Here is a 21,346-nt window from a genome sequence, read left to right as displayed (position 1 = left end):
TCCGTCCGCCCGCCCGCGCCCGTCCCGGGCCGGCCCGCGCGCTGCACCCCGACCTGCCAGTCGCGCGCGGGGTCGTGATGCGCGACCGTCACCACGCGCGCGGCCGTGTCGGCGGGCGCCAGCGTCCGCCGCCGCCGCGCGACCCGGCCCTCGGCGGCCACGCCCGCATCGTCCAGCTCGACCACCCGCGCCGGCCGGTCGCGAAGCTCCACCCTGGACCCCCTGGTCGCGACGTCGGCCCCGCCCGCGCGCGCCAGCACCTCCAGCACAGCGCGCACGCTCCCGCCCGTCGCCGCGAACCCGTCCAGCATCGGCGCGACATCGGCGTCGACCTCGCCCGCCAGCGACCGCGCGATCGCGCCGATCCCGACCGGCCCGGCATCCGCCGTCACCTCGAAGGTCAGCGACGGGATCCGGTTGCCGAAATCCGCCAACTCCAATCCCTCGAACACCGCATAGGCGTGCCCCCGCGCCGCCGGAGTCCCCGCCCGCGCCGCGCAGCAGCTTGCCGTCCGCCCAGATGCGTCCCACCCCCAGGATCGGCCTGGCCGACAGCAGCACCGCGAAGTTCGCGCTATAACCATGGTCGGTCGTCGCCGGCCGGCCCTTGCCCCCGCCCGTGCGCCCGCGCCGCTCGACCAGGTCGGTCGCCCAGAACACCGTCCCCGCCACCCGCATGGTCCCGAACAACAGCGGTATCCGCGTCCCGTAGGAGGACGTCTGCACCGCCAGCTCGGCCAGCCGCGGACCCTCGCGCCGCTTGGGGCCGAGCAGCCGCCGGTCGACCGCCCCGCCCAGGATCCCGCCCAGCGCCGCGCCGACCGGCCCGCCCACCAGCCCGCCGACCGTCGTCAACACCAACGTCGCCATCGCTCAGCCCCTCCACGCCCCCCTCGGCACCCCGCATCACCGCGACGAACGCGTTCCCATGCAGCAGCATCTGCGCCGCCACCCCCTCCAGGAACGGCCGCCCCCCGATCCGCGCGCCGACCAGCGCCGCCAGCTCGGGCGCGGAAGCCTCGATCGGCGCGGACGCCACCCCCTCCGCCACCAGCCTGACCGCCCGCTGCGCCACCGCGTTCAGGCAATACCCGTCGCGCACCTGCGCCTCGTAAGTGCGCGGCCACTCCCCCAGGGCCACCCCGTTCCCACGCGCCAACACCGGACGCGACTCATCGCGCCCGGCCTTCCGACCGAACTATTTCATCCCTGTTCCCCCAAAACTGTGTCGGACGCCCCATCGCAGTCCGTGACGGGCGAAGCGCCGATCGCGCCCGCCCTTGAATCCCGATCCTAGTCTTCTTCGCGCCCGCGTTCGGCGACCGCGTCGACTACGCGCCCGCTCACGAAGATGCCCACGACCCCGATCAACGTGCCGATCGCCACCTTGCCCGCCATGTCCGTATTGCCGGTAAAGGCGAGATACGCGGCGAACAGCAGGATCATGAACGCGGCCGCCAGCGCGAACTGCTGTCCGCGCGATTTCAGGCGGTGGTCCCGCTCGATCACCGTCATCTCAACCGCATGAAGATGATCCTGCTCCTTTTCCGCCATGCGGACGATCCGCTCGGCGAAACTGGCATCCACTTGCTTGTATTCGGCCAGATCGCGCGCTCGTGGCAAAGGCCCCGAATGATGCGTGGTTATTTCCGTGATCGTCTCGGCGACGATCGCGCCCACCTGCGACATGTTCTCGGCGGCCACCAGCGGCGTCAGCCGCTCCAGCGCCATATCGGTAGTCCGGTCGTTGTCGGTCTGGGTCGTGCCTACCTGCCTGGTTTCGATCTCACCGGCGGTGCCCGATCCGCTCCTGGATCGGTTCCGGTCGGGCGGCGTCGGCTCAGGCAGTATCGATCTCGCGCACGCCTTGTGTGGTCGCGCCGCGGAGGTAGCGTCCGACCGTCGTCCACGCGTCGGCTACCCCGTCCTGGGTGGATCCACGAGCCGGCTTGCGCCGCATGCGCTGATCGAAAGTGATGGTCGCCGCGCCCGAGAGCATCAGCCCGAACGCCGATCGGCGACGAACCCGTCCGTTCAGCTTGGCCATCGCACGTTCCTCCTCTTCCGATCTGTCCGTCGCATCGACATACAACCAACCCGTGTGTTCCAGCAAGACCCAGCAAGTCTCACCACCGCACCCTAACGCCCATCCATTGCCCCTGTTTCACATGCGCCCGGTAAAGGCCGGGTGAACCGACGCTCCCCTCACAACACCCGCACCCCCACCACCGGCACCGGCTTGCCCAGCAGCTCCGTCAGCGCCCACACGCACGCGTCCGCCCGGTCGGGCGAGCGCCCCGGCCCTTCGTACCCGCCGCCGATGCGAAGCCCGCACAATTCGTCCTCCAACGCCGGGAACCGCCCCGCATGGAACGCGCGCCCGGCTTCGTAGAACGTCATCACCGGCTCCGCGCGCGCCACCTTGCCCTTGCTCGCATGGACCGTCTTGACCGGCAGCGCCTTGTCCGCCGCGCGCAACACGCTCGTCACCATATCGCCGCCCTGGTTCCGCTCGGCGACCACCCGGTCCGCGCCCCAGCGTTCGGCGCAGGCGACCACCGCCGCCGCCCAGCCCTCGGGCGTCAGCCCGCCCACGCTGGCGTCCTCCAGCACGTACCCGAACCCGTCATGCCCCAGCCCCGCGCACACGATCCCGCACAGGTCGCCCTCGGCGGTCGCGGGCGGGTCGACGCCCACCACGACCCGCGCCAGCTCGGGATGCGCGTCCACCCGGGCCCGCTCGATCAGGTCGCGCGACCACAGCGCGCCCTCGATCTCCTCTATCAGCTCGCCGTCGAGCTCCTGGCGACCCTTGGCCGTGCCACCGTAACTCTCCTCCATGGCCTCGACGAACATGGGTGGCAGGTGGATGTTATCCCGGGTCCGCCCCGTCGTCTCGACCACCCCCTTGGTCGTCATGATCTTGCGCATCAGGTTATTGGGCCGGGGCGTCGTCGTCACCACGACCCGGGGCTCGTCGCCCAACCTCAAACCCATCATCAGATTGTCCCACGCCGCCTCGCCATACCGCCATTTGGCGATCTCGTCGCACCAGGCGGCATGGTGCTGCGCCCCGCGCAGGCCGTCCGGCGTCTCGGCCGAAAAGACCTGCGCCTGCGCGCCCGACCCGAACACCAACAGGCCCTGCCCCCGCTTCCAGCATACCTCCCCGCCGTGCCGCCGGCACGCCAGCAGCCCGCTCTCGCCCTCCACCATCACCCGCCTGACCTCCCCCGCCGTTGCGCCGACCAGCGCGATGCGGGCATCGGGGGTAGTGCGCGCGATCTCGCTGATCCACTCGGCCCCCGCGCGCGTCTTGCCAAACCCGCGCCCCGCGCGGATCAGCCAGATGCGCCAGGGGCCCGGCGCGCGCTGGCCCGGCAGAGCCCAGGTCCTCCAATCCGCCTCCAGCACGCGCAGGTTCGCTTCGCCCGTCCGCCGCAGGGTGGGCAGCCAGTGGACCGCCGGATGTTCCGCCAGCCGCTCCATCAGCGCCAACGCGGTGAGCGACCTGACCGCCTGGCCCCTGCCGCAAACCCGCGCGGTCAAGCCCGCTTCCCCAACCGCTTCTCCAGCAGGACAAGCTGGCGCAGCAGCGCGGCCTCGACGTCGGCCATCGGTATGTGACGGGCGCGGCTGACCCGGCCGAACCCGCCGGGGTTCCCCGACCGCGCCTTGGCGTCGCGCCGCCCCAGCAGCGACAACGCCAGCGCCCGGTCGATCGCCGGAGGGGTTTCGCTCCCCGCCTCTCCGCTCCCCGCTTTCTCGCCCAGCGCGGCGGCCAGCAGTTCGGCCTCCAGCCGCGCATAGCCCGTCGCCATCGCCGCCTCCCACGCCGCCGCGAACGCCTCGTCGCGCTGGCGGCACCGATAAAATGCGTCCACGCACGCCCCCGCGACCCTGGCCGACCGCGTCGCGTTGCAGGTCGCGCCCAGCTCGTCCAGGAACAGCTTGCGCCGCTCCGCCGTCAACCGCCGCGGCCCGCCATCCGCACGCCGCTGCAGCGCCCGATTCACCCCGCCCGCGATGCCGCCCATCATCCATCCCCCACGCGCGAAAGGCCGGCGACCCGACCGGGGTGCCACCCCGCCCGCATCACCGGCCTTCCATGTTTCCGATCGTCGGACCCACCGACCGGACCCCCTAGCCCGAATCGGTAATTCTCGACGTTCCTGTTTTGTACCCAAACAGCGTGACGCTGTCAAGCGGGAATAACCGTCCAGGTTATTCCCGCTCGGCCGGCAGTGGCGCGCCCGCCCGCGCCCACTGGCCGACGGCGCGGCTTCGCCGCGACGCCCCTTCTTCAACCAGCGCGACCGGTGAAAGCGCCCCCCGACCCACGGCAAGGAAAAAAGCGGGACCCCGGGTCAAGCCCGGGGTGACGACGGGGGTAAGGGCTGTTCCATCGCCCGTCACCCCGGGCTCGACCCGGGGTCCCGCTTCTTCTCCGCGCGCAAACGAGCGTACCTCACCCGAACCCGGACCCTCGCCGTGATGCCCGGCGCGATCCGCCGAAAGCCGGCCTGGATCGCCGGTCCGCGATCACGCCGACAACTTGGATCATACAGTTTTTTCGGAACTTTGGACTTTGACGGCCGGTTTGCGACCCATCGAAGAAACAGGAGGACCACTCATGACAAGGGTGATTGCCGCATGCGCGGCCACGGCCTTGACGTTCATCGGACCAGCCGCGACGGCCCAACAGGTCTATAACGATACCGGCGTGACCACCGAAACCCAGGATCGGTCGGCACGGGGCGACGACGACGGTTTTCCCTGGGATCTTCTCGGCTTGCTCGGCCTTGCGGGATTGCTCGGTCTCAGGCGTCGGGACGATCATGTCGTCACCGACGACGCCCGTCGCTGACGTCCCGTCATGACCCCGCCCGACAAACCCAAGGATGATTCCATGCCCACCAAATCCCTCACCGCCGTCGCCGGCGCCGCCCTGCTCATCGCCCTGACCCCCGCCACGGCTTCGGCTCAGGCCACCGGCGACACCGCGACCACGACCACCTATCAGGACACCGAACGGGACGACGACCGCTTCCCGTGGGGTCTTCTCGGACTGCTCGGACTGGCGGGCCTTATCCCGCGCAAGCGCCAGGTGCATGTCGATGTCGATAAGCGGACCAACCGCTGATCCGGGTGCGGGCTGACGCGGGACGGCTGCTTCGGGTCGCCATCGGACGCGGCGGCGCCGGCCGCCGTCGCTGATCCCGCCCCGAAATGGAAACCCGGCGTGAAAACACCGACACCCCGGGATCGCGCCCGGGGTCCGGACCTATCGCGACTCCGCCGTACCGTTCAGCGCCGCCCGCGCCTTCGGTCCCACCGGCCCGGCATGCGTCTCGCGCTTCAGCGCGGCCATGTCGTCGATCCGCACGAACCCGCCCCCGACCTCCACGCACCCCACGTTCCGCAGCATATGCAGCACCCGGTTCAAATGCACCGCCGTCACCCCCGTCACCGCCGCCAGCTGGGTCTGCGTCAGTGGCAGCGGGAAACGCCTGGCGTCCGGCGACAACAGTCCCGCCCGCACCAACCGGTGGAACGTCTGGAGCAGGAACGTGGCCAGCCGCTCCCCGCTCGACAGCCGCCCCACCGCGAACAGCGCCTCGCGCAGGAACCCGGTCTCCGCCGCGAGCAGCCGGAGCAGCGAGGCCGCCACCGCCGGGTCGCGCGCCACCGCGTCACGCACGACGTCCGCGGGCAGCTTCCGGATCACGCCGCCGCTCAGCGTGAACAGGTCGTCATCGACCCGCTCGTTCACCAGCCCGTCCGCGCCGACGATGTCGCCCCCGATATGGACGGCCGTGAACGCCGCGTCGCCCGCCTCGGTCGACCGCGACCGCCCGACCCAGCCCTTCACCAGCAGATGGACATACGCCGACGGTTCTCCCGCGAGGTGGAGCCGCTCGCCGCGAAGCACCGTCCGCGCCTCGCCCCCGTCCAGGAATAGCTGGCGCAGCGGGTCATGCCGCTCCAATCCGTTCCCGTCCTCGTTCCCGACCATGAAACCGTTCCCCCCGCGTAACAGATGATCGGTCGGTCGGTGGAACACAACAACTTGTTTTACCCCGCCGGGCATTCTCCTTCGGCGATCCGCTCCCTAGAACCGCCGGCTGACCGTCAAGCCGTAGGTGCGTGGATCGCCTGGCTGGCCGACGATCAGCCCCGTGCTCCCCGCCTGCGTCGCCAGCACGTCGAAATACTCCTCGTCGAACGCGTTGCGCAGCCAGCCGAACACGTTCCATCCCCCGCTATTCCCGGATGCGTCCGCCTCGCGGAACCCCACCCGGAAATTCGCGATCGAATAGCCGCCGATCTCGGTATAGGCCGATCGCGACGGGTTGCTCGAGAAGCGCGAGCGATAACTCCCGTCGAACCCGGCATAGGCGAACCCCGCCGCCCCGAACGGCCTGACCGGCAGGTTGTACTCCGCCCCGTACGAGAACGCCCATTTCGATATGCCGGGCAGCACCTGTCCCGATATGTCGCAGAATGGCGGGCTCGCCCCGCCGGGCTGTCCGGCCGCGCCGGGCGTCCCCACCACCGCGCCATTCGCGTCGACGCCCAGCGCCGGGCCGCCCGACAATTCGGGCGGGCACGGCGCGTTGGGAAACCGGCGGTACTTCGCGTCGGTGAACGCCCCGTTGGCATATAGCGACAGCCGGTCGGTCGGCCGCAACGCCGTATCCGCCTCCAGCCCCTGCGTGCGCACCTTGCCCGCGTTCGCCAGGTAGCCGCGGATCACGTTCACCTGCTGGTTGTTGACCGTCGCCTGATAGTTGGCGATCTCCGTCCGGAACGCCGCCAGGTTCACCGTCACGCGCCGGTCCAGGAACTGCGTCTTCAGCCCCAGCTCGAAATGGTCGACCTTCTCCGGCCGGACGGTCGCGGTCGCGAGGATCGGGTCGTTGGCGGCGTCGAGCGGCAGCCCCGACAGGTTGATCCCCCCCGACTTGTAGCTCCGGGCATAGGTCGCATACGCGTTCACGTCGTCGGTGGCGGCGTAGGCGACCGTGAAGTCGCCCGACAGGTTCCATTGGTCGAACTTCGGCCGGTAGCTTTGCGGCGCCAGGACGCCGCACCGGTCGCGCGTGACCGTGCTCGCCCCTTGCGCGGCTTGGCTGCAATTCAGCAAGCCGCCCGCGCCCGTGGTCACGACCGACACGTACGACCCGTCCTTCTTGTCGTAATTCAGCCGGAGCCCCGGCGACACCGACAGCCGGTCCGTGACGCGCCAGGTCAGCTTCCCGAACAGCGCCGCGCTGGTGTTGGTGAACCCGATCGTGTTGGTCGAGGTCAGGCCGTCCAGGACCGCCGGATCGCAGGCGTTGGCGGTGCTCGTGGGCGTGCAGCCCGCCGCCGGCGGACCTAGCAGGTAACGGCTCGCCGCGGGCCCCTGGACCTGCACCCCTTGCGTGTCGATCTGCTGATCGAAATAGAACAGCCCGGCGACGTAATCGAGCGCCCCGGCGCCGTTGGAGGCGAGGCGAAGCTCCTGCGTGAACTGCTCTTGCTGCGACGGGTTGTTGACCTTGGGCGTGATCGGCAACCCGATGAAATCGCGGTCGTTCGACGGCAGCCAATCCCAATATCGCCAGGCGGTCACCGACGTCAGCGTCGCGGGGCCGACATCCCAATTCGCCACCAGCGATACGCCCCCCAATTCCTGCTTGGCGCGCAGCGGCGAGTCGATGTCGGTCACCCGGTCGAACGGGTCGGTCGACGGTACCGCGTACCCCTGCGCCGCCGCGAGCGCGGCATATTGCCGGTTCAACGGCCGCTGCGTCGCCCCCGTCCGCACGTAATACTGCACGCAGCATTCCGGATCCTGCCGGTTGTAATCGGCATAGAGGGTAAGATCGACGCCTTCCCTCGGCCGCCACAGCAACTGCCCCCGGACGCTCCGGTTATCCTGTGCGTTCTGGTGTTTGTCGGTCCGCGCATTGTAGATCGTGCCGCGTCGCGAGGTGATCGACGTCGACAGCCTGACCGCGAGCTTGTCGTCGACGATCGGCCCCGACACCGACGCCTTTCCCTGAAAGAAGTCGAGATCGCCCCCCGTCAGCTCGACGCGCCCTTCCGGCTCGAAGCTCGGCGGGCGCGAGGTCACGTTGATCGCCCCCGCCGTGGTGTTCTTCCCGTACAAAGTCCCCTGCGGCCCGCGCAGCACCTCGATCCGCTGCGTGTCGGTGAAATCGAACGTCGCCGCCGCGATCCGCGCATTATAAACCTGATCGACATAGATGCCGACGCCCTGTTCGATCCCGTCGTTGGTCAGCCCGAACGGCGCGCCCAGCCCGCGGATGTTCGCCGCCGAATTGCGCGGATTGGTCGAATAGAACTGCAGGGACGGCTGGATCTGCGTCAACCGCGACACGTTGTAGGAGCCCGTGGCGATCAGCGCGGACTCGCCGATCACCGACACCGCGATCGGCACCTTTTGCACCGACTCCGTCCGCCGCCGCGCGGTGACGACGACATCACCCGCCGTCACCGCCGCGACCGGCCCGAGCGTCTCCACCTCCGCCTTCGCATCCTGGCGCGGATCGGCCGGAGGCGGCACGTTGGGCACGGCCGTCGCCTGGGCGATCAATAACGCGGTGAAAAACGGCATGGGCACCTCCGGACGCGTCGCAATCTCCACTGATTTGCTAGGCGATCAACCCATGCAAACTAGATGCGTCCCAAGCACAACTTGCGCGGCCGCTCACCGCGCCATCGCCCACCTGAGCACGCCGCCGACCCCGAGCGCCCCGGCCCGGACCGCGGGTGCGCCGGGAAACGGTACGCGCAGCCCGTGCATCCGCCGCGCCCAGCCCGGCAGCAGGTCCACGCCCGCCCTCAGCATCAGCGCGTTGGCGGGCGCGGTCGCCAGGCTGGGGGATGGCTGCGCGAGCATCAGTCGCGACACCTCGCGCGTTCGCTCGTCGGCCCTGAGTTCGGGGCGCACCCGCCTGAAATACGCCTGGAGCTCCCCGCGCGTCTCCGGCACGTCGCCCGCGCCCAGCATCCGCGCGAGCCGCGCCTGCTCGGCCAGATACGCGTCCTGCCGCTCGGGCGGGAACCACGGGTCGCGGTAGCGCAGGTGCGCGCGCAGGAACGCGTCCACCTCCGCCACGTGCACCCAGGTGAGCAGCGCGGGATCGTCCGCGCTATAGGGCGTACCGTCGGGCAGCGCGCCGCGCACGGACCCATGCACCCGCCTGACCCGCGCGACCGCCGCCTCGACCTGGGGTGTCGAGCCATAGGTCGCGACCCCGACGAACTGCGCCGTCCGCCGCAGCCGCCCGACCATGTTCCGGCGGAATCCGGAATGGTCCCAGATTCCGGCCAGGGCGCGGGGATGGAGCATCTGCACGAGCAGCGCGCTCACGCCGCCGATCAACATGCTCGAGAAATCGCCATGCACCACCCAGCTCGCCGATCCCGGCCCGAACAGCCCGACATCGCCGTCGGCCCGCGCGAGGTCGACTTCGCCCGACCCCAGCAACGCCTCCACGCGCCGCGCGATCCCCTGCTTCACCGACACCATATCCATCCGATGTAAGCGCTTGGCCAGAAAGCGGCTTCATGGGCCGCCCGGACTATTCGTGCCCGCCATGGCCGGCGTTCTGATTATTGTCCTTGCTGCGGGTGTTGTCCGAATTATCCTGTTTCTTGTTCCCGCCGACGCCGTTCTTGGCGAAATCGCCCTTCTTCTTGTGGTCGCCCATAAACCCCTTCCACAAATCAGAAGGTCTTGAACGCCCATACGCCGCCGCCGGGTCCAGCCGCGCCGCGTCCCAGGCCGCGATCTCCGCCTCGAACCGGGCCGTGACGACCAGCCCGACCACGCGCCCGACCGCCAGGTCGACCTCCGCCTCGCCCGTCCATTCGAACGTTGCGTTTCCCGACAGCGTTACCAACCCGTCCGCCTCCGCCCGCGCGCGCACCGGCCCGCCCGGGCTGCTGACCGTGATCGCCGTTCCGAACGCCGCCCGCCCCGTCAGCCCCGCCGCGACCGCCGTCGACGCCATCGCGCTACCGCACGCGTCGGTCAGCCCGGCCCCTCGCTCATGCGTTCGCACGAACAACCCCCCCTCGCGCGTCTCCACGAATGAGACATTGGCCCGGTTCGGCAACCAGTCCGGCGCCGCCTCGCAGAGCAGCCCCATCCTTACCAGCGCGACGTCGTTGACCGCCTCGACGAACGCGATCAGGTGCGGATTTGGCATTGCTACAGCCGTGAAGCGCAGGCTCGGTGACAATGGCCCCACGACCGCATCGACCACTCGATCGATTCCTATGGACATCGGCCACGCGAGCACATCGAGCCTCGCCGGCCCCGCCCTTTCCTCGACGGTGTAGACGCCGGGCGCAAGTTCGTGATCCACCGCCACCTCGGCTTCGCTCGTCGCCAGCCTGACGAAAGCCCGCCTAAGGTCGAACGCCTCGAACCCCGCCCGTGCGACGCAGCGCAGACCGTTCAGGCACGTTTCCGCCTCTGTCCCGTCCGGGTTGAACATACGCATCCCGAATGCGTGGGCGCCCCCCCCGTCCGTCAGCAGCAATAGCCCGTCGCTCCCGACCGGCCCCGACCGGTCAGAAAGCGCACGCGCCGCGCCCGCCCAAACCTCGTCCGCGAGCACCGACCCCCGCGCATCGACGAGCGCGAAGTCGTTCCCCGCCCCGTGGCATTTGGTAAAGGCGATCCTCACGCCTCCATCATGCCCCTGACGATCGCCCGGTCGCGCTCCACCAGATCGGCGAGCGACGGCCGCGCCAGTATGGCCTCGACATACGAGGCGGTCCGCGGATAGAGTGTCCCGTCGATCGCCGCCCCTACCCAGGACGCATTGGCCAGCGGCGCCGCGACCGCTAGGTCCGCCAGCGTAAACCGGTCCTCGACCAGGTACCCGCTGTTGGGGATGACACTCTCGAGATAGGCCAGGATCGGCGGCAGCTCGTCGCGCTCGGCGGCATCGGCGATCCCTGCGTCGAACCCGCCTTTCAGGACCTTCGGACCCACGAAGCGGTTGAAGAACAGCTTGCCGCCTGCCGCCATAACGATCGTGTCGCCGAACTCCTCGTACCAGATCGTCCTGGCGCGCGCGATCGGCTCCAGCGGGATCAGGTTCGGCTCGGGATGCTTGGCGTCGATATAATGCACGATCGCGGTCGAGTCGGAGATGGTGAAGTCGCGTCCGCCATCCGCTCCCGGATCACGCAGCGCGGGCATCTTGCGGAACGGCGACGCCTCCTCGAAATCGGGCCCGCCGCGGCCCATACCCGCCGCACGAACCTCGATCTCGACATTTTTTTCGCGTGCGAATGCTACGCATTTGCGCACGAACGGCGAAATCGTCGAACCATAGATGATCATCGGCGCATGCTCCCGTATCTCAACCGCGCCGCTATTCCCCGCCCGACGCCCGGCGGCAAGCATCCGCGCCTCGCGCCGGAAAGAACTAGGCGAAGTTCGCGCCCAACGGCTCTCCGTCCTCCTCGATGCGCTCGGTTTCCGAAGCGGGCTCGTGCTCGGCGGGCGCATCGTCCGGCACAGTCTCGGTCGGGTCGGGGTCATGGGTGTTCATGGCAAGTCTCCGCCCGGATAACGCACGTCTTACGCGTCCGCCGCATTGTCCGGCACCGCCCCGAAAGATAAAGCGTCCGTTGATGCGGACCGCCCTCGACCACGCGTACCGGCATCGCCCGGGCTGGCGAGGGCGGTTCCCCGCCCTCCTGCTCGCGCTGGCGGCCGCCGCCTTCATCTTGCTCGCGCTCATGCGGCTCGGCTTGATGCCCTCGCCGATGCGCGCGCCCAAATCCGACCTGAATACCTTCGACGTGTCGGCCCCGACCCCGACGACAGGCGCGGTGAAGAACCTCACCGCCACTTCCGAACGCGCCACTACTGGCCGGCCGCCGCCCACCCCGCGTCCCCCGCCGCCGATCCCTAGCCCGCCCGACACCCCCGCGCCGCTCTTCCCCGACATTCTGACCCTGCGCGGTGACCAGTTCGCCCGCAGCGACATCGGTCGGCTTTCCACCGAAGGCCGCAGTAGCGCGGACGAAGCGGGCGAGTCCGCGGCCGGTACGGACACCGCGTCCGCCTATGGTCCGGGCGAGGGCCCGGGCGGCGAGCGGTTATTTAATGCGGAATGGCAGGTCCGGCCCTCGAACGCGCAGCTGACCGGCTACCTCCCTGCCATCGGCGCGCCGCCCGGAAGCTGGGCCACCATCGCCTGCCGCACGACCGAACGCTTCCAGGTGGAGAACTGCCGCGCCCTGTCCGAATCCCCCGTCGGCTCCGGTCTGGCGCGCGCGATGCGCCGGGCCGCCTGGCAATTCCGCGTCCGTCCGCCCCGCATCGGTGGCCGTCCCCTGATCGGCGCCTGGGTCCGCATCCGCATCACCTTCGACCGGTCGGAGTAGAAGAAGCTGGCGTGTGATCAACTTGCGGCGTTTGTTCGTCGCTGATCGGTAGCCGGACACTTGTTCTTTGTATTCGGGCCGGCGTCGGACGCTTCCGAGAGCCGCCTTCAGTTCACGTTCCGCAACAACGTCCGCGCTAGGCCGACATCGGATACCCAAGCCGAATAATCAGCGCGGGCCAAGGTTGTGGGTCTGATGATCGACGTGAGCAGAAGGTGCTAGGCGAGCGTTTGAACTGGTTCGCTTACGGGACTCGGCCAGTTTAGGAAGTCTGGCCGGACATCGGCCGCTCGCCGATAATCAATAATACCGATCTCGGCGCAGAGGGGCAGGAATTTCGGAGCAGAGCGCAGCCGCGTCAGCCCCCTCAGGAACAGCATCATGGTCTTGCGGTGCCTCTGGTCGTTGATCGATGGCTGGTCGAGCGTCCGCTCCAGCTTGACCGTGAGCGGTCCGCGGCGGAGGAGATAATCCTCGGTTACCTTGTATGCGATCCATCGCGCGCCATGCTAACATCATTGTCCCGTCCGCCGCCGTAAGTGCACGTCCGCAGGGGTGGGAGGCCCGAATAGCCGGAAAGCGCCTGTCATCTCCCTTGGTCGGAGTCGTCCGGAGCCGCGTCCCGCAACCCTCCCCTCATTTCATTCCGTAATGGTCCGCCACCCGGTCCAGCGCCAGCAGCAACACCAGGCGTCCGGCGCGCGCGGGCCAACCCAGCGCCTTTTCGGCGGCGGGCAGTCCCTCGCCGGCGCAGGCCACGCGCCATGCTACGTCCTTCAAGCCCGGTCCGGCTGCCGCCATCGCGGCGTCGAAGCGGCGCTTGGCCGCGATCCGCGCCGCCGTCGGATCCGCTCCGTCGCTCCCCCCATCCACGCGCTCGCTCCAACGCATCGTCACGCTCGGGGCAACACCCGCCCGCTCGTAATCGACGCGCAGGCGCTCGCCCGCCGCCAGCTGCCGTGGGCTTGCCAGCCCGCGCGACGCTAGCCAGCCGAGCGGCGACTCGCCCAGGTTCACCATGACGCGCCGCCGCTCGACCGTCCTTTCCGCCAGTTCCCGCTTCATCCGCCGTCCTCCATCCGAGTCGCAGGCCGGCTTGCCACGGCATCGATCTTGTAGGACAGCGAAGAAACCACCTTGGTTAGGAGCATCGTCACGATCACCACCATCCGCGAAGTCCGCCGCGCCAAGGGCCTCACGCTCGAACAAGTCGCCGCCGCCTGCTTGCCCCCCACCACGCCCCAGACGATCGGCCGGCTCGAGTGCGGCACCCGCACCGTGTCGCTCCCCTGGCTCCGTCGCATCGCATCGGCGCTGGATGTCGCACCCGCCGATCTGGTTCGCTTGCCCGCCCGCGCCGACCTGCCCGTCGCCGCGCTCCTGGACGGCGACGGCGCGCGCGCGCCGCGTCGCGCCCGGCTGGTCGTCCCGCCGACGCCCGCGCCCGGTCTCGTCGCGGTGATCGCGACCACGGGCGTCGGCGCTCATTTTGCCGGTGACGAGATCTGGTGCGAGATGCTGAGCCCCGCCCGCTTCGCCGCCGCGCTCAGCCGCGACGTCCTCGTCCCCCGCCCCGTCGGCCGCTTCCTGTTCGGCCGCCTCATCGCCCGCGAGGACGGCCCCGACGGCTCGACGCGGCTCCTGGTCCTGCCACCCGGCCACGGCGCTCGTCAGCAGGTCGTGATCGACCCGCCCTGGATCGCCTGCGCCGTCCGGCTGGTGAGAACCCTAAGCTGACCGGGGAACTCGTTACGCTTGCCGATGTTTTGCTTATCATGCGTCAATATCTCCCGCTCGCCCTGCTACTTTCCACTCCCGCTTTCGCCCAGTCGGACGCGCTGCAATCGGGCCGCGTCGCGCCGATCACCGCGCAGGAACGCCAGCAGGGCGCGACCACCAACGCGTCGCTCACCGCCGAGTACGGTGGCGCGCTCACCGGCCGTCAGGCGACCTATGTCGAACAGGTCGGCCGCCGCGTCGCCACCCGCTCGGGCCTCAGCGCCAGCCCGACCGCGTTCAACGTCACCCTGCTCGACAGCCCGCTCGACAATGCTTTCGCCATCCCCGGCGGCTATGTCTATGTCACCCGCAACCTCGTCACGCTGATGAACGACGAGGCCGAGCTCGCCGCCATCCTGGGCCACGAGGTCGCGCACGTCGCCGCGCGCCACAGCCAGCGCCGCCAGAGCACCGCTCAGCGCAACTCGGTCCTGGGCGCGCTCGGCCAGGCGATCGTCGGCGCGGTGACAGGCAACTCGACGGTCGGCGGGCTGCTCGGGCGCGGGATCGGCGCGGGTGCGCAGCTCGCGACGCTCGGCTTTTCGCGCGGGCAGGAGACGGAGTCGGACAATCTCGGCGTTCGTTATCTCGCGAGCGCGGGCTACGACCCGCTCGCGCTGTCGACCATGCTGGAATCGCTCGCCGACCAGACCGCGCTCCAGGGTGAGCTCACCGGCCGGGCGCAGTCGGCGACGCCGCGCTGGGCGAGCACCCATCCCGATCCCGGCTCGCGCGTCCGCAACGCCGAGGCGCAAGCGGCTCGGGTCGCGCCCGCCGGAGCCACTCCCGCCGCTGCCCGCAACCGCGACGTGTTCCTGTCCGCGATCGACGGCATGATGTACGGTGAGAACCCCCGCCAGGGCGTCGTCGAGGGCCGCCGGTTCCTACACCCCGACCTCGGCCTAGCCTTCGAGGTGCCGCAGGGCTTTACCCTCTCCAACACCACCCGCTCGGTCCGGATCGCGGGCCAGGGCGCACAAGCCGAGTTTTCGGCCGCGCCGTTCTCGGGCGACCTGAACGCGTATGTGGCGAGCGTCGTCCGCACGCTCGGCGCGAACGCCTCGGCCCCCGCCGAACGGATGACCGTGAATGGCATCCCCGTCGCCTATACCCAATTCCGCGCGGCGAGCGGCCAAACCCAGGTCGGCATCGTCGTCTTTGCCTACCAGCTCTCGGCCACCCAGGCCGTCCATTTCACCGCGATCGGCCAGTCCGCCGCCCTGGAGCCCGCTTTCGGATCCCTCCGCCGCCTCCCGCGCGCCGAGTCCGCTGCGATCAGGCCCCGCTTCGTCCGTGTGACGACCGTCCGCGCGGGCGATACGCCTGATACCTTGAGCCGCCGAATGGCCTATCCCGACGCGCAGCTAGACCGTTTCCTCGTCCTCAACCGCCTTGCCCCGAACGAGCCGCTACGTCCCGGCGAGAAGGTCAAGCTCGTCACCTACTAAGGAATGGTGGGCGCTGACGGGCTCGAACCGCCGACATCTTCCGTGTAAAGGAAACGCTCTACCAACTGAGCTAAGCGCCCGCGTCATCACCTTGCCCAAGCGGGCGTCTGCACGCAACTACCCGATCGACAACCCAGCGCGTTTGAGGCTCACCAGATAGCGCCGCATCCCGATCCGCGCGACCTCAGTCAGCGCCATGAACGCGCGCCTGCGATCCGTGGCGTCCGGTCGGCGGTCGAGTAGTCCGTCCTCGGTCAACCGTGCGATCCAGCGCAGCGCGGTGGTGGGCGCGACCGCCGATGCGATGCACAGGCTGGACACTGACACCGGCATGTCCTCCGCCTCGGCGGCATACAAGTCGAGCAGCATGTCCCATGCGGGATCGGAGAACAGCCCCGGCGCGAAGAAACCACCCCGCATCCGCCGCGCCCTTATCGCGCGCCGGATCGCCGCCGCATTCAGATCATCGTCGTCGCCTTCCCCGTGCGACGGCGGCTCCGCCTCGAAGGCGGGTCCGTCTTCCGCCTCGTCGCCTTCGCGAACCCCGGCGGGCGGCTCGGGCTCCGAAGTCGCGCGCGAGAGCGCCGCGGCGCGCTCGGCGAGCCCCGGCTGGCAGAGAAGCTCGACCCGCGGCCCCCACAGGTTCGCCGCGACCACGTCGATCGACAGCGCGTCGAACGCGGCCACCACCGCGCATCGGAACGCCTCCGCCGCCCCGGCGATCGCGGGCAGCGCCTGCGCGAGCGTCGCCTCGTCCGCGCCTTCGGCTTCGACCACCAGCACCGGACGCCGCTCGCCGGGATCGTCGGCGTCCAGGTCCAGGGCGTCACCCCACCGCAGCCGCGCCACCACGCGGCCGCCGGCGGCGGTCACGGCCGCCTCGCCGCGCGACAGGTCGCCCCCGATCAGCGCGGCGTCGAAGCGGGCGGGGTCGGGGTCGCGCGGATCGGTCATCCCCGACACCTCTCCGCTCCCCCACGCCCGTTCCACCTGAACCCGCTCCGCTTCGGATCAATCCCGCTCCGGCCTCACCACCTAGCCCCCGGTCAGCCCAGCGCCTTCACGATCTCCTCGACCATCTTCTTGGCGTCGGCCAGCAGCATCATCGTGTTGTCGCGGTAGAACAATTCGTTATCGACGCCCGCATAGCCCACGCCACCCATCGACCGCTTGATGAACAGCACCGTCCGCGCGCGCTCGACGTCCAGCACGGGCATGCCGTAGATCGGCGAGCTCTTGTCGGTCTTGGCCGCCGGATTGGTCACGTCATTCGCCCCGATCACGAACGCGATATCGGTCTGCGCGAACTCCGAGTTGATGTCCTCCAGCTCGAACACCTCGTCATACGGCACGTTGGCCTCGGCGAGCAGCACGTTCATGTGCCCCGGCATCCGCCCCGCGACCGGATGGATCGCGTATTTCACGCGCACGCCCTCCGCCTTCAACCGGTCGCCCATCTCGCGCAGCGCATGCTGCGCCTGCGCCACCGCCATCCCGTATCCGGGCACGATCACCACCTGCTCGGCTTGGCTCATCAGGAACGCCGCGTCCTCGGCGCTCCCGCGCTTCCACGGCCGGTCGACGGCTCCGCCTGACGCGCCCGCATCCGCCACCGTCCCGAAACCGCCCGCGATGACCGACACGAAGCTCCGGTTCATCGCCCGGCACATGATATAGGACAGGATCGCCCCCGACGCCCCGACCAGCGCGCCCGTGATGATCATCGCGGTGTTGCCCAGCGTGAATCCCATCGCCGCCGCGGCCCAGCCCGAATAGCTGTTCAGCATCGACACCACGACCGGCATGTCCGCCCCGCCGATCGGCACGATCAGCAGGAACCCGATCACGAACGAGAGCGCGACGATCATCCAGAAGTCGATCGGCGACTGCGACGCAAAAAAGCCGAATAGGAAGAACGCGATCGCCAGCAGCAGGGCCAGGTTGATCCAATGCCGACCGGGCAGCAGGATCGGCTTGCCGCCCATGTTGCCGTTCAGTTTAAGGAACGCGATCACCGACCCCGAAAAGGTCAGCGCGCCGATCGCGACGCCCAGCCCCAGCTCGACCCGACTCACCCGCTCGATCACCGTGAGCGCGCCCGCACCCGGCGCGATCCCGCGCACCAGGTCCGCGATCCCGAACGCCACCGGGTTCAGGTAGGCGGCCGCCCCGACCAGCACCGCCGCCAGCCCGACCAGCGAATGGAATGCCGCCACCAGCTGCGGCATCGCCGTCATCGCGATCCGCCGGGCGGTGACCAGCCCGATCGCGGCACCGATACCAATCGCGACGAGGATCTCGGGCAACGACGCGACCTCGTGCGTCACGAGCGTCGTTACGACCGCGATCGCCATCCCGATCATCCCCAGCCGGTTCCCCCGCTGGCTCGATGTGGGCGACGACAATCCCCGAAGCGACAGGATGAAGCACACCCCCGCGACCAGATAGGCCAGCGCTACCCAGGCGTTCCCCGCGACTTCGTGCATCTACCGTCCCCCCGCCGGACCGCTCACTTCGCGACCGGCCGTTCCTTCTTCTTGTACATCGCCAGCATCCGCGCCGTGACGGCGAACCCCCCGAAGATGTTGACGCTCGCCAGCACCACAGCCAGCAGCCCCAATCCCTTCGCGACCAGCGACCCCTGCGCCGCTGACGCGACCAGCGCGCCCACGATGATCACCGACGAGATCGCGTTCGTCACCGCCATCAACGGCGTATGCAGCGCAGGCGTCACCGCCCACACCACGAAATATCCGACGAAACACGCCAGCACGAAGATCGACAGGATCGCGATGAACGTCATATGTTCAACCCTGAGTTGGTCAGGCGCGCATTCACCACGGCCCCGCCCTTGGTCAGCCGGATCGCATCGCCGATCTCGGCATCCAGCACCGGCCGTCCCGCATCCTTGTCCCAGAACGCGCTCAGAAAATTGAGCAGGTTGCGCGCGTACAGCGCGCTCGCATCCGCCGCTAACCGGCTCGGCACGTTGCGGTGCCCAACCACACGCACGCCGTGCCGCTCCACCACCTCGCCCGCGACCGATCCCTCGACGTTCCCGCCCTGCTCCACCGCCAGGTCGACCACGACCGAACCGCTCCGCATCGTCGCCAACTGCGCGTCCGACACCAGCCTGGGCGCGGCACGTCCGGGGATCAGCGCGGTGGTAATCACGATGTCCTGCTTGGCGATATGCCCCGACACCAGCGCCGCCTGCGCCGCCTGGTACTCGGGGCTGGTCTCGCCGGCATATCCGCCCGCGCCCTCCCGCTCGATCCCGGCCACCCCCTCGACGAACACCGGCTTCGCGCCCAGGCTCATGATCTGCTCGCGCGTGACCGATCGCACGTCCGTCGCCGACACCTGGGCGCCCAGCCTGCGCGCCGTCGCGATCGCCTGGAGCCCGGCCACGCCAACCCCCATCACGAACACCCGCGCCGCCGACACCGTCCCCGCCGCCGTCATCATCATCGGGAACGCGCGGCCATACTCCGCCGCCGCGTCGAGCACCGCCTTGTACCCCGACAGGTTTGACTGCGAGCTCAGCACGTCCATCGATTGCGCCCGCGTGATACGCGGCATCAGCTCCATCGCCAGCGCCTCGAGCCCGGCGGACGCATAGCCGTCGACCCGTGCCCGCCCGCCGTCGCCGAACGGGTTCATCGTCGCCACCACCCAAGCCCCCGGGGCGACGCCCGCCAGCCCAGCCGAATCCGGCCCCTGGACGCCCAGGACCACCTCCGCCCCGGCCAGCACCGTCGGCCGATCGCCGATCTCGGCCCCGGCCGCGGCATAGCCGGCATCGTCGAACGACGCGGCCATTCCCGCCTCCGCCTCTACCGCCACCGTCGCTCCCAACGCCAGGAGCTTGCGCACGGTCTCCGGCGTCGCGGCGACGCGGCGCTCGCCGTCCGCACGCTCGGTAAGGACGGCGATCCTCATGCGGCTACGAGATCAGCCAAACCACGAGTGCCGCGATGATCACCACCGCGATCGTGCCGTATTTAAACATGGTCATCATGCGCGAATAGGTGTGCTCGTGGCTCTTCAGGTCGTTGTCTTGCGCCATGCGTCCGGTTCCAGAAAAAATCGATCACGTCACCCTAGGGAGTACCCGCCCCAGTCTCAACCCCGTGCCTCCCGGCTTAAGCCGCCCTTTACCGCCCCATGCGTAAGACCTCGCCCGACCAATAGGGTGAGAAGAATGACGCGCAACGGCCAGCGCCTGCTGCTCCTGATCGACGACGAGCCCGCCCAGCGTCGCCTGGTCGCCGCCCTCGCCGCGCGCGCCGGGTGGCGCGCCATTTTCGCGGCCGAGGGTGAACAGGCGATCGCCGCTCTCGGCACCCAAGACGGGATGCAGCTCGACGCGGTCCTGCTCGACCATTGGGCCGCCGAGGACGACGAGGCCGTCGCGGAGGGCGCGATGACCGCTCCCGGTCTCATCGCGGAACTCCGCGCGCGCCGCCCGTCGCTCCCCATCCTAATGCTCACCGCCAACGGCTCGGTCGCCGCCGCCGTGTCGGCAATGCGCGCCGGGGCCACGGATTTCCTGGTCAAACCGCTCGCCCCCGACCGCCTGCTCGCCGCGCTCGAGGCAGCCGTCGCGGGCACCGCCGCGGGCGAACTGCGCCCCCTGACCGAGAAAATTCCCGCCCTCCTGGCGTTCGACGAGATCGTCGGCTCCGCCCCCCAGTTCCGCGCCGCGCTCGCCATCGCCGCCAAGGCCGCGCGCGCCCGCATTCCCGTTCTGGTCGAAGGCGAAAGCGGCGTCGGCAAGGAAGTCGTGGCCGAGGCGATCCACGCCGCCTCCCCCCGCGCCAAGAAGCCCATGGTCGCCGTCAATTGCGGCGCGCTCCCCCCCAACCTTGTTGAGTCGGAGTTGTTTGGGCATGAGAGGGGGGCGTTTACCGGCGCTTTCGAGCGGAAGGTCGGGCGGTTCGCGGACGCGGACGGGGGCACGCTGTTCCTGGACGAGATCGGCGAGATGCCGCCCGACGCGCAGCTGAAGCTGCTCCGCGTGCTGCAGTCGGGCGAGGTCCACCCCGTGGGCGCGCGCCACCCGCGCGCCGTCGACGTCCGCGTGATCGCCGCCACCGACAAGAAGCTGGCCGACGAGGTCGAGGCCGGCCGCTTCCGCGAGGACCTTTATTACCGCCTGAACGTCGTCCAGGTGGCGATCCCGCCGCTTCGCGACCGCACCGGCGACATCCCGGCGCTGACCCGCCACCTGCTCGCGCGGATCGCGCAGCAGCCGGGGCTGCGACCGCTGGGCATCACCGACGACGCGCTCCAGCTGCTCGCGGCCTATGGCTGGCCCGGCAACGTCCGCCAGCTCCAGAACGTGCTCTTCCGCGCCGCCGTCCTGTGCGAGGGCGACGCGCTCACCCGCGCCGATTTCCCCCAGATCGCCGCCGCGTCCGGCCGCGGACCGGCCGGCGTCGGCGCAGCGGCCCCCGCCGGCCCCGTCGCGCCCCCCGGCGGCGGCGGCGTTACCCTGTTCCGCCCGGACGGCAACATGCGCCAGCTCGACGAGATCGAGGCCGACGTCATCCGCCTGGCCATCGGCCATTACCGGGGCCGCATGACCGAGGTGGCGCGCAGGCTGGGGATCGGGCGGTCGACCCTGTACCGCAAGCTCGGCGAGCTGGGGATCGACAACGCGGCCTAGCGGCGTGGGCGGGGGTGGGAAG

At 69.8% G+C, this 21,346-nt stretch carries 25 protein-coding genes and 1 tRNA gene; 6 read left to right on the top strand and 20 right to left on the bottom strand.

Going from position 1 to position 21,346, the window contains the following annotated elements:
- The 6 genes from ACFE71_RS06145 to ACFE71_RS06120 form a co-directional block, all read right to left on the bottom strand.
- The coding region (locus ACFE71_RS06145; protein ID WP_375427925.1) for a phage tail protein at nt 1-452 on the bottom strand (452 nt) is incomplete at its 3' end.
- A gap of 122 nt (nt 453-574) precedes the next feature.
- Nucleotides 575-1,162 (bottom strand): hypothetical protein, encoded by a 588-nt coding sequence (locus ACFE71_RS06140; protein WP_375427924.1) that lies wholly within the window; start codon nt 1,160-1,162, stop codon nt 575-577.
- A 131-nt stretch (nt 1,163-1,293) separates the two neighbouring features.
- Nucleotides 1,294-1,731 carry a DUF2335 domain-containing protein gene (locus ACFE71_RS06135; protein WP_375427923.1) on the bottom strand — a complete coding sequence of 146 codons (438 nt, stop codon included), beginning with the start codon at nt 1,729-1,731 and terminating at the stop codon, nt 1,294-1,296.
- A gap of 109 nt (nt 1,732-1,840) precedes the next feature.
- The gene (locus tag ACFE71_RS06130; protein ID WP_375427922.1) at nt 1,841-2,047 is read right to left on the bottom strand and encodes a hypothetical protein; all 207 of its coding nucleotides are present in this window, start codon (nt 2,045-2,047) and stop codon (nt 1,841-1,843) included.
- Nucleotides 2,048-2,205: 158 nt separating this feature from the next.
- The gene (locus ACFE71_RS06125; RefSeq protein WP_375427928.1) at nt 2,206-3,489 is read right to left on the bottom strand and encodes a DNA-packaging protein; all 1,284 of its coding nucleotides are present in this window, start codon (nt 3,487-3,489) and stop codon (nt 2,206-2,208) included.
- Nucleotides 3,490-3,545: 56 nt separating this feature from the next.
- A complete protein-coding gene (locus ACFE71_RS06120) occupies nt 3,546-4,037 on the bottom strand; it encodes a hypothetical protein (RefSeq protein WP_375427921.1) in 492 nt (163 codons plus the stop codon).
- 596 nt (nt 4,038-4,633) lie between these two features.
- Here ACFE71_RS06120 and ACFE71_RS06115 point away from each other — a divergent pair.
- Both ACFE71_RS06115 and ACFE71_RS06110 read left to right on the top strand, forming a co-directional pair.
- Nucleotides 4,634-4,867, top strand: a complete 234-nt coding sequence (locus tag ACFE71_RS06115) for a WGxxGxxG family protein (RefSeq protein ID WP_375427920.1) — start codon at nt 4,634-4,636, stop codon at nt 4,865-4,867.
- A 42-nt stretch (nt 4,868-4,909) separates the two neighbouring features.
- Nucleotides 4,910-5,143, top strand: coding sequence for a WGxxGxxG family protein (locus ACFE71_RS06110; protein ID WP_375427919.1), 234 nt, complete (start codon nt 4,910-4,912; stop codon nt 5,141-5,143).
- Nucleotides 5,144-5,284: 141 nt separating this feature from the next.
- Here ACFE71_RS06110 and ACFE71_RS06105 read toward each other — a convergent pair whose 3' ends face one another.
- The 6 genes from ACFE71_RS06105 to ACFE71_RS06080 all read right to left on the bottom strand — a co-directional run bounded on the left by ACFE71_RS06105 (nt 5,285) and on the right by ACFE71_RS06080 (nt 11,585).
- On the bottom strand, nt 5,285-6,016 hold the full coding sequence (locus ACFE71_RS06105) for a Crp/Fnr family transcriptional regulator (protein ID WP_375427918.1): 732 nt from the start codon (nt 6,014-6,016) through the stop codon (nt 5,285-5,287).
- A 96-nt stretch (nt 6,017-6,112) separates the two neighbouring features.
- Nucleotides 6,113-8,626 (bottom strand): TonB-dependent receptor, encoded by a 2,514-nt coding sequence (locus ACFE71_RS06100; RefSeq protein WP_375427917.1) that lies wholly within the window; start codon nt 8,624-8,626, stop codon nt 6,113-6,115.
- Nucleotides 8,627-8,719: 93 nt separating this feature from the next.
- Nucleotides 8,720-9,544: an oxygenase MpaB family protein gene (locus ACFE71_RS06095; RefSeq protein ID WP_375427916.1), complete on the bottom strand. Its 825-nt coding sequence runs from the start codon at nt 9,542-9,544 to the stop codon at nt 8,720-8,722.
- A 52-nt stretch (nt 9,545-9,596) separates the two neighbouring features.
- Complete coding sequence (gene dapF, locus ACFE71_RS06090; protein WP_375427915.1) at nt 9,597-10,709, bottom strand: diaminopimelate epimerase; 1,113 nt, start codon at nt 10,707-10,709, stop codon at nt 9,597-9,599.
- Nucleotides 10,706-11,374, bottom strand: a complete 669-nt coding sequence (locus tag ACFE71_RS06085) for a glutathione S-transferase family protein (RefSeq protein WP_375427914.1) — start codon at nt 11,372-11,374, stop codon at nt 10,706-10,708. The genes dapF and ACFE71_RS06085 overlap by 4 nt, the downstream gene beginning before the upstream one ends.
- A gap of 85 nt (nt 11,375-11,459) precedes the next feature.
- Nucleotides 11,460-11,585, bottom strand: a complete 126-nt coding sequence (locus tag ACFE71_RS06080) for a hypothetical protein (protein WP_375427913.1) — start codon at nt 11,583-11,585, stop codon at nt 11,460-11,462.
- A gap of 82 nt (nt 11,586-11,667) precedes the next feature.
- Here ACFE71_RS06080 and ACFE71_RS06075 point away from each other — a divergent pair, with 82 nt between their 5' ends.
- The gene (locus tag ACFE71_RS06075; RefSeq protein WP_375427912.1) at nt 11,668-12,426 is read left to right on the top strand and encodes a hypothetical protein; all 759 of its coding nucleotides are present in this window, start codon (nt 11,668-11,670) and stop codon (nt 12,424-12,426) included.
- Between the two features lie 218 nt (nt 12,427-12,644).
- On the opposite strand, the gene ACFE71_RS06070 is transcribed toward ACFE71_RS06075, so the two are convergent.
- Nucleotides 12,645-12,809, bottom strand: coding sequence for a hypothetical protein (locus tag ACFE71_RS06070; RefSeq protein WP_375427911.1), 165 nt, complete (start codon nt 12,807-12,809; stop codon nt 12,645-12,647).
- A 253-nt stretch (nt 12,810-13,062) separates the two neighbouring features.
- A complete protein-coding gene (locus ACFE71_RS06065; protein WP_375427910.1) occupies nt 13,063-13,491 on the bottom strand; it encodes a DUF6456 domain-containing protein in 429 nt (142 codons plus the stop codon).
- Nucleotides 13,492-13,563: 72 nt separating this feature from the next.
- On the opposite strand from ACFE71_RS06065, the gene ACFE71_RS06060 reads away from it, so the two are divergent.
- A complete protein-coding gene (locus ACFE71_RS06060) occupies nt 13,564-14,163 on the top strand; it encodes a helix-turn-helix domain-containing protein (RefSeq protein ID WP_375427909.1) in 600 nt (199 codons plus the stop codon).
- A gap of 38 nt (nt 14,164-14,201) precedes the next feature.
- Nucleotides 14,202-15,653: a M48 family metalloprotease gene (locus ACFE71_RS06055; protein WP_375427908.1), complete on the top strand. Its 1,452-nt coding sequence runs from the start codon at nt 14,202-14,204 to the stop codon at nt 15,651-15,653.
- Nucleotides 15,654-15,657: 4 nt separating this feature from the next.
- Here the strand turns inward: ACFE71_RS06055 and ACFE71_RS06050 are convergent.
- From ACFE71_RS06050 to ACFE71_RS06025, 6 genes are all read right to left on the bottom strand, one after another.
- Nucleotides 15,658-15,733, bottom strand: a tRNA-Val gene (locus tag ACFE71_RS06050).
- Nucleotides 15,734-15,770: 37 nt separating this feature from the next.
- Nucleotides 15,771-16,607 carry a winged helix DNA-binding protein gene (locus ACFE71_RS06045; protein WP_375427907.1) on the bottom strand — a complete coding sequence of 279 codons (837 nt, stop codon included), beginning with the start codon at nt 16,605-16,607 and terminating at the stop codon, nt 15,771-15,773.
- A gap of 92 nt (nt 16,608-16,699) precedes the next feature.
- Nucleotides 16,700-18,139, bottom strand: coding sequence for an NAD(P)(+) transhydrogenase (Re/Si-specific) subunit beta (locus ACFE71_RS06040; protein ID WP_375427906.1), 1,440 nt, complete (start codon nt 18,137-18,139; stop codon nt 16,700-16,702).
- A gap of 23 nt (nt 18,140-18,162) precedes the next feature.
- The gene (locus ACFE71_RS06035) at nt 18,163-18,456 is read right to left on the bottom strand and encodes a proton-translocating transhydrogenase family protein (RefSeq protein ID WP_375427905.1); all 294 of its coding nucleotides are present in this window, start codon (nt 18,454-18,456) and stop codon (nt 18,163-18,165) included.
- On the bottom strand, nt 18,453-19,595 hold the full coding sequence (locus tag ACFE71_RS06030; RefSeq protein WP_375427904.1) for an NAD(P) transhydrogenase subunit alpha: 1,143 nt from the start codon (nt 19,593-19,595) through the stop codon (nt 18,453-18,455). Before ACFE71_RS06030 ends, ACFE71_RS06035 begins: the two co-directional genes overlap by 4 nt.
- A gap of 4 nt (nt 19,596-19,599) precedes the next feature.
- Nucleotides 19,600-19,722 (bottom strand): aa3-type cytochrome c oxidase subunit IV, encoded by a 123-nt coding sequence (locus tag ACFE71_RS06025; protein ID WP_375427903.1) that lies wholly within the window; start codon nt 19,720-19,722, stop codon nt 19,600-19,602.
- A gap of 135 nt (nt 19,723-19,857) precedes the next feature.
- Between ACFE71_RS06025 and ACFE71_RS06020 the strand changes: the two genes are divergently transcribed.
- Entirely contained in the window at nt 19,858-21,324 is a 1,467-nt protein-coding gene (locus tag ACFE71_RS06020; protein ID WP_375427902.1) for a sigma-54-dependent transcriptional regulator, read from the top strand.
- The last annotated feature ends 22 nt before the right edge of the window (nt 21,325-21,346 follow it).

The organism is uncultured Sphingomonas sp. (genome assembly GCF_964237155.1).
Lineage (GTDB): Bacteria > Pseudomonadota > Alphaproteobacteria > Sphingomonadales > Sphingomonadaceae > Sphingomonas.
The sequence above is the reverse complement of the archived record's forward strand: the minus strand, read 5'-3'. Positions and strand labels throughout refer to the sequence as shown.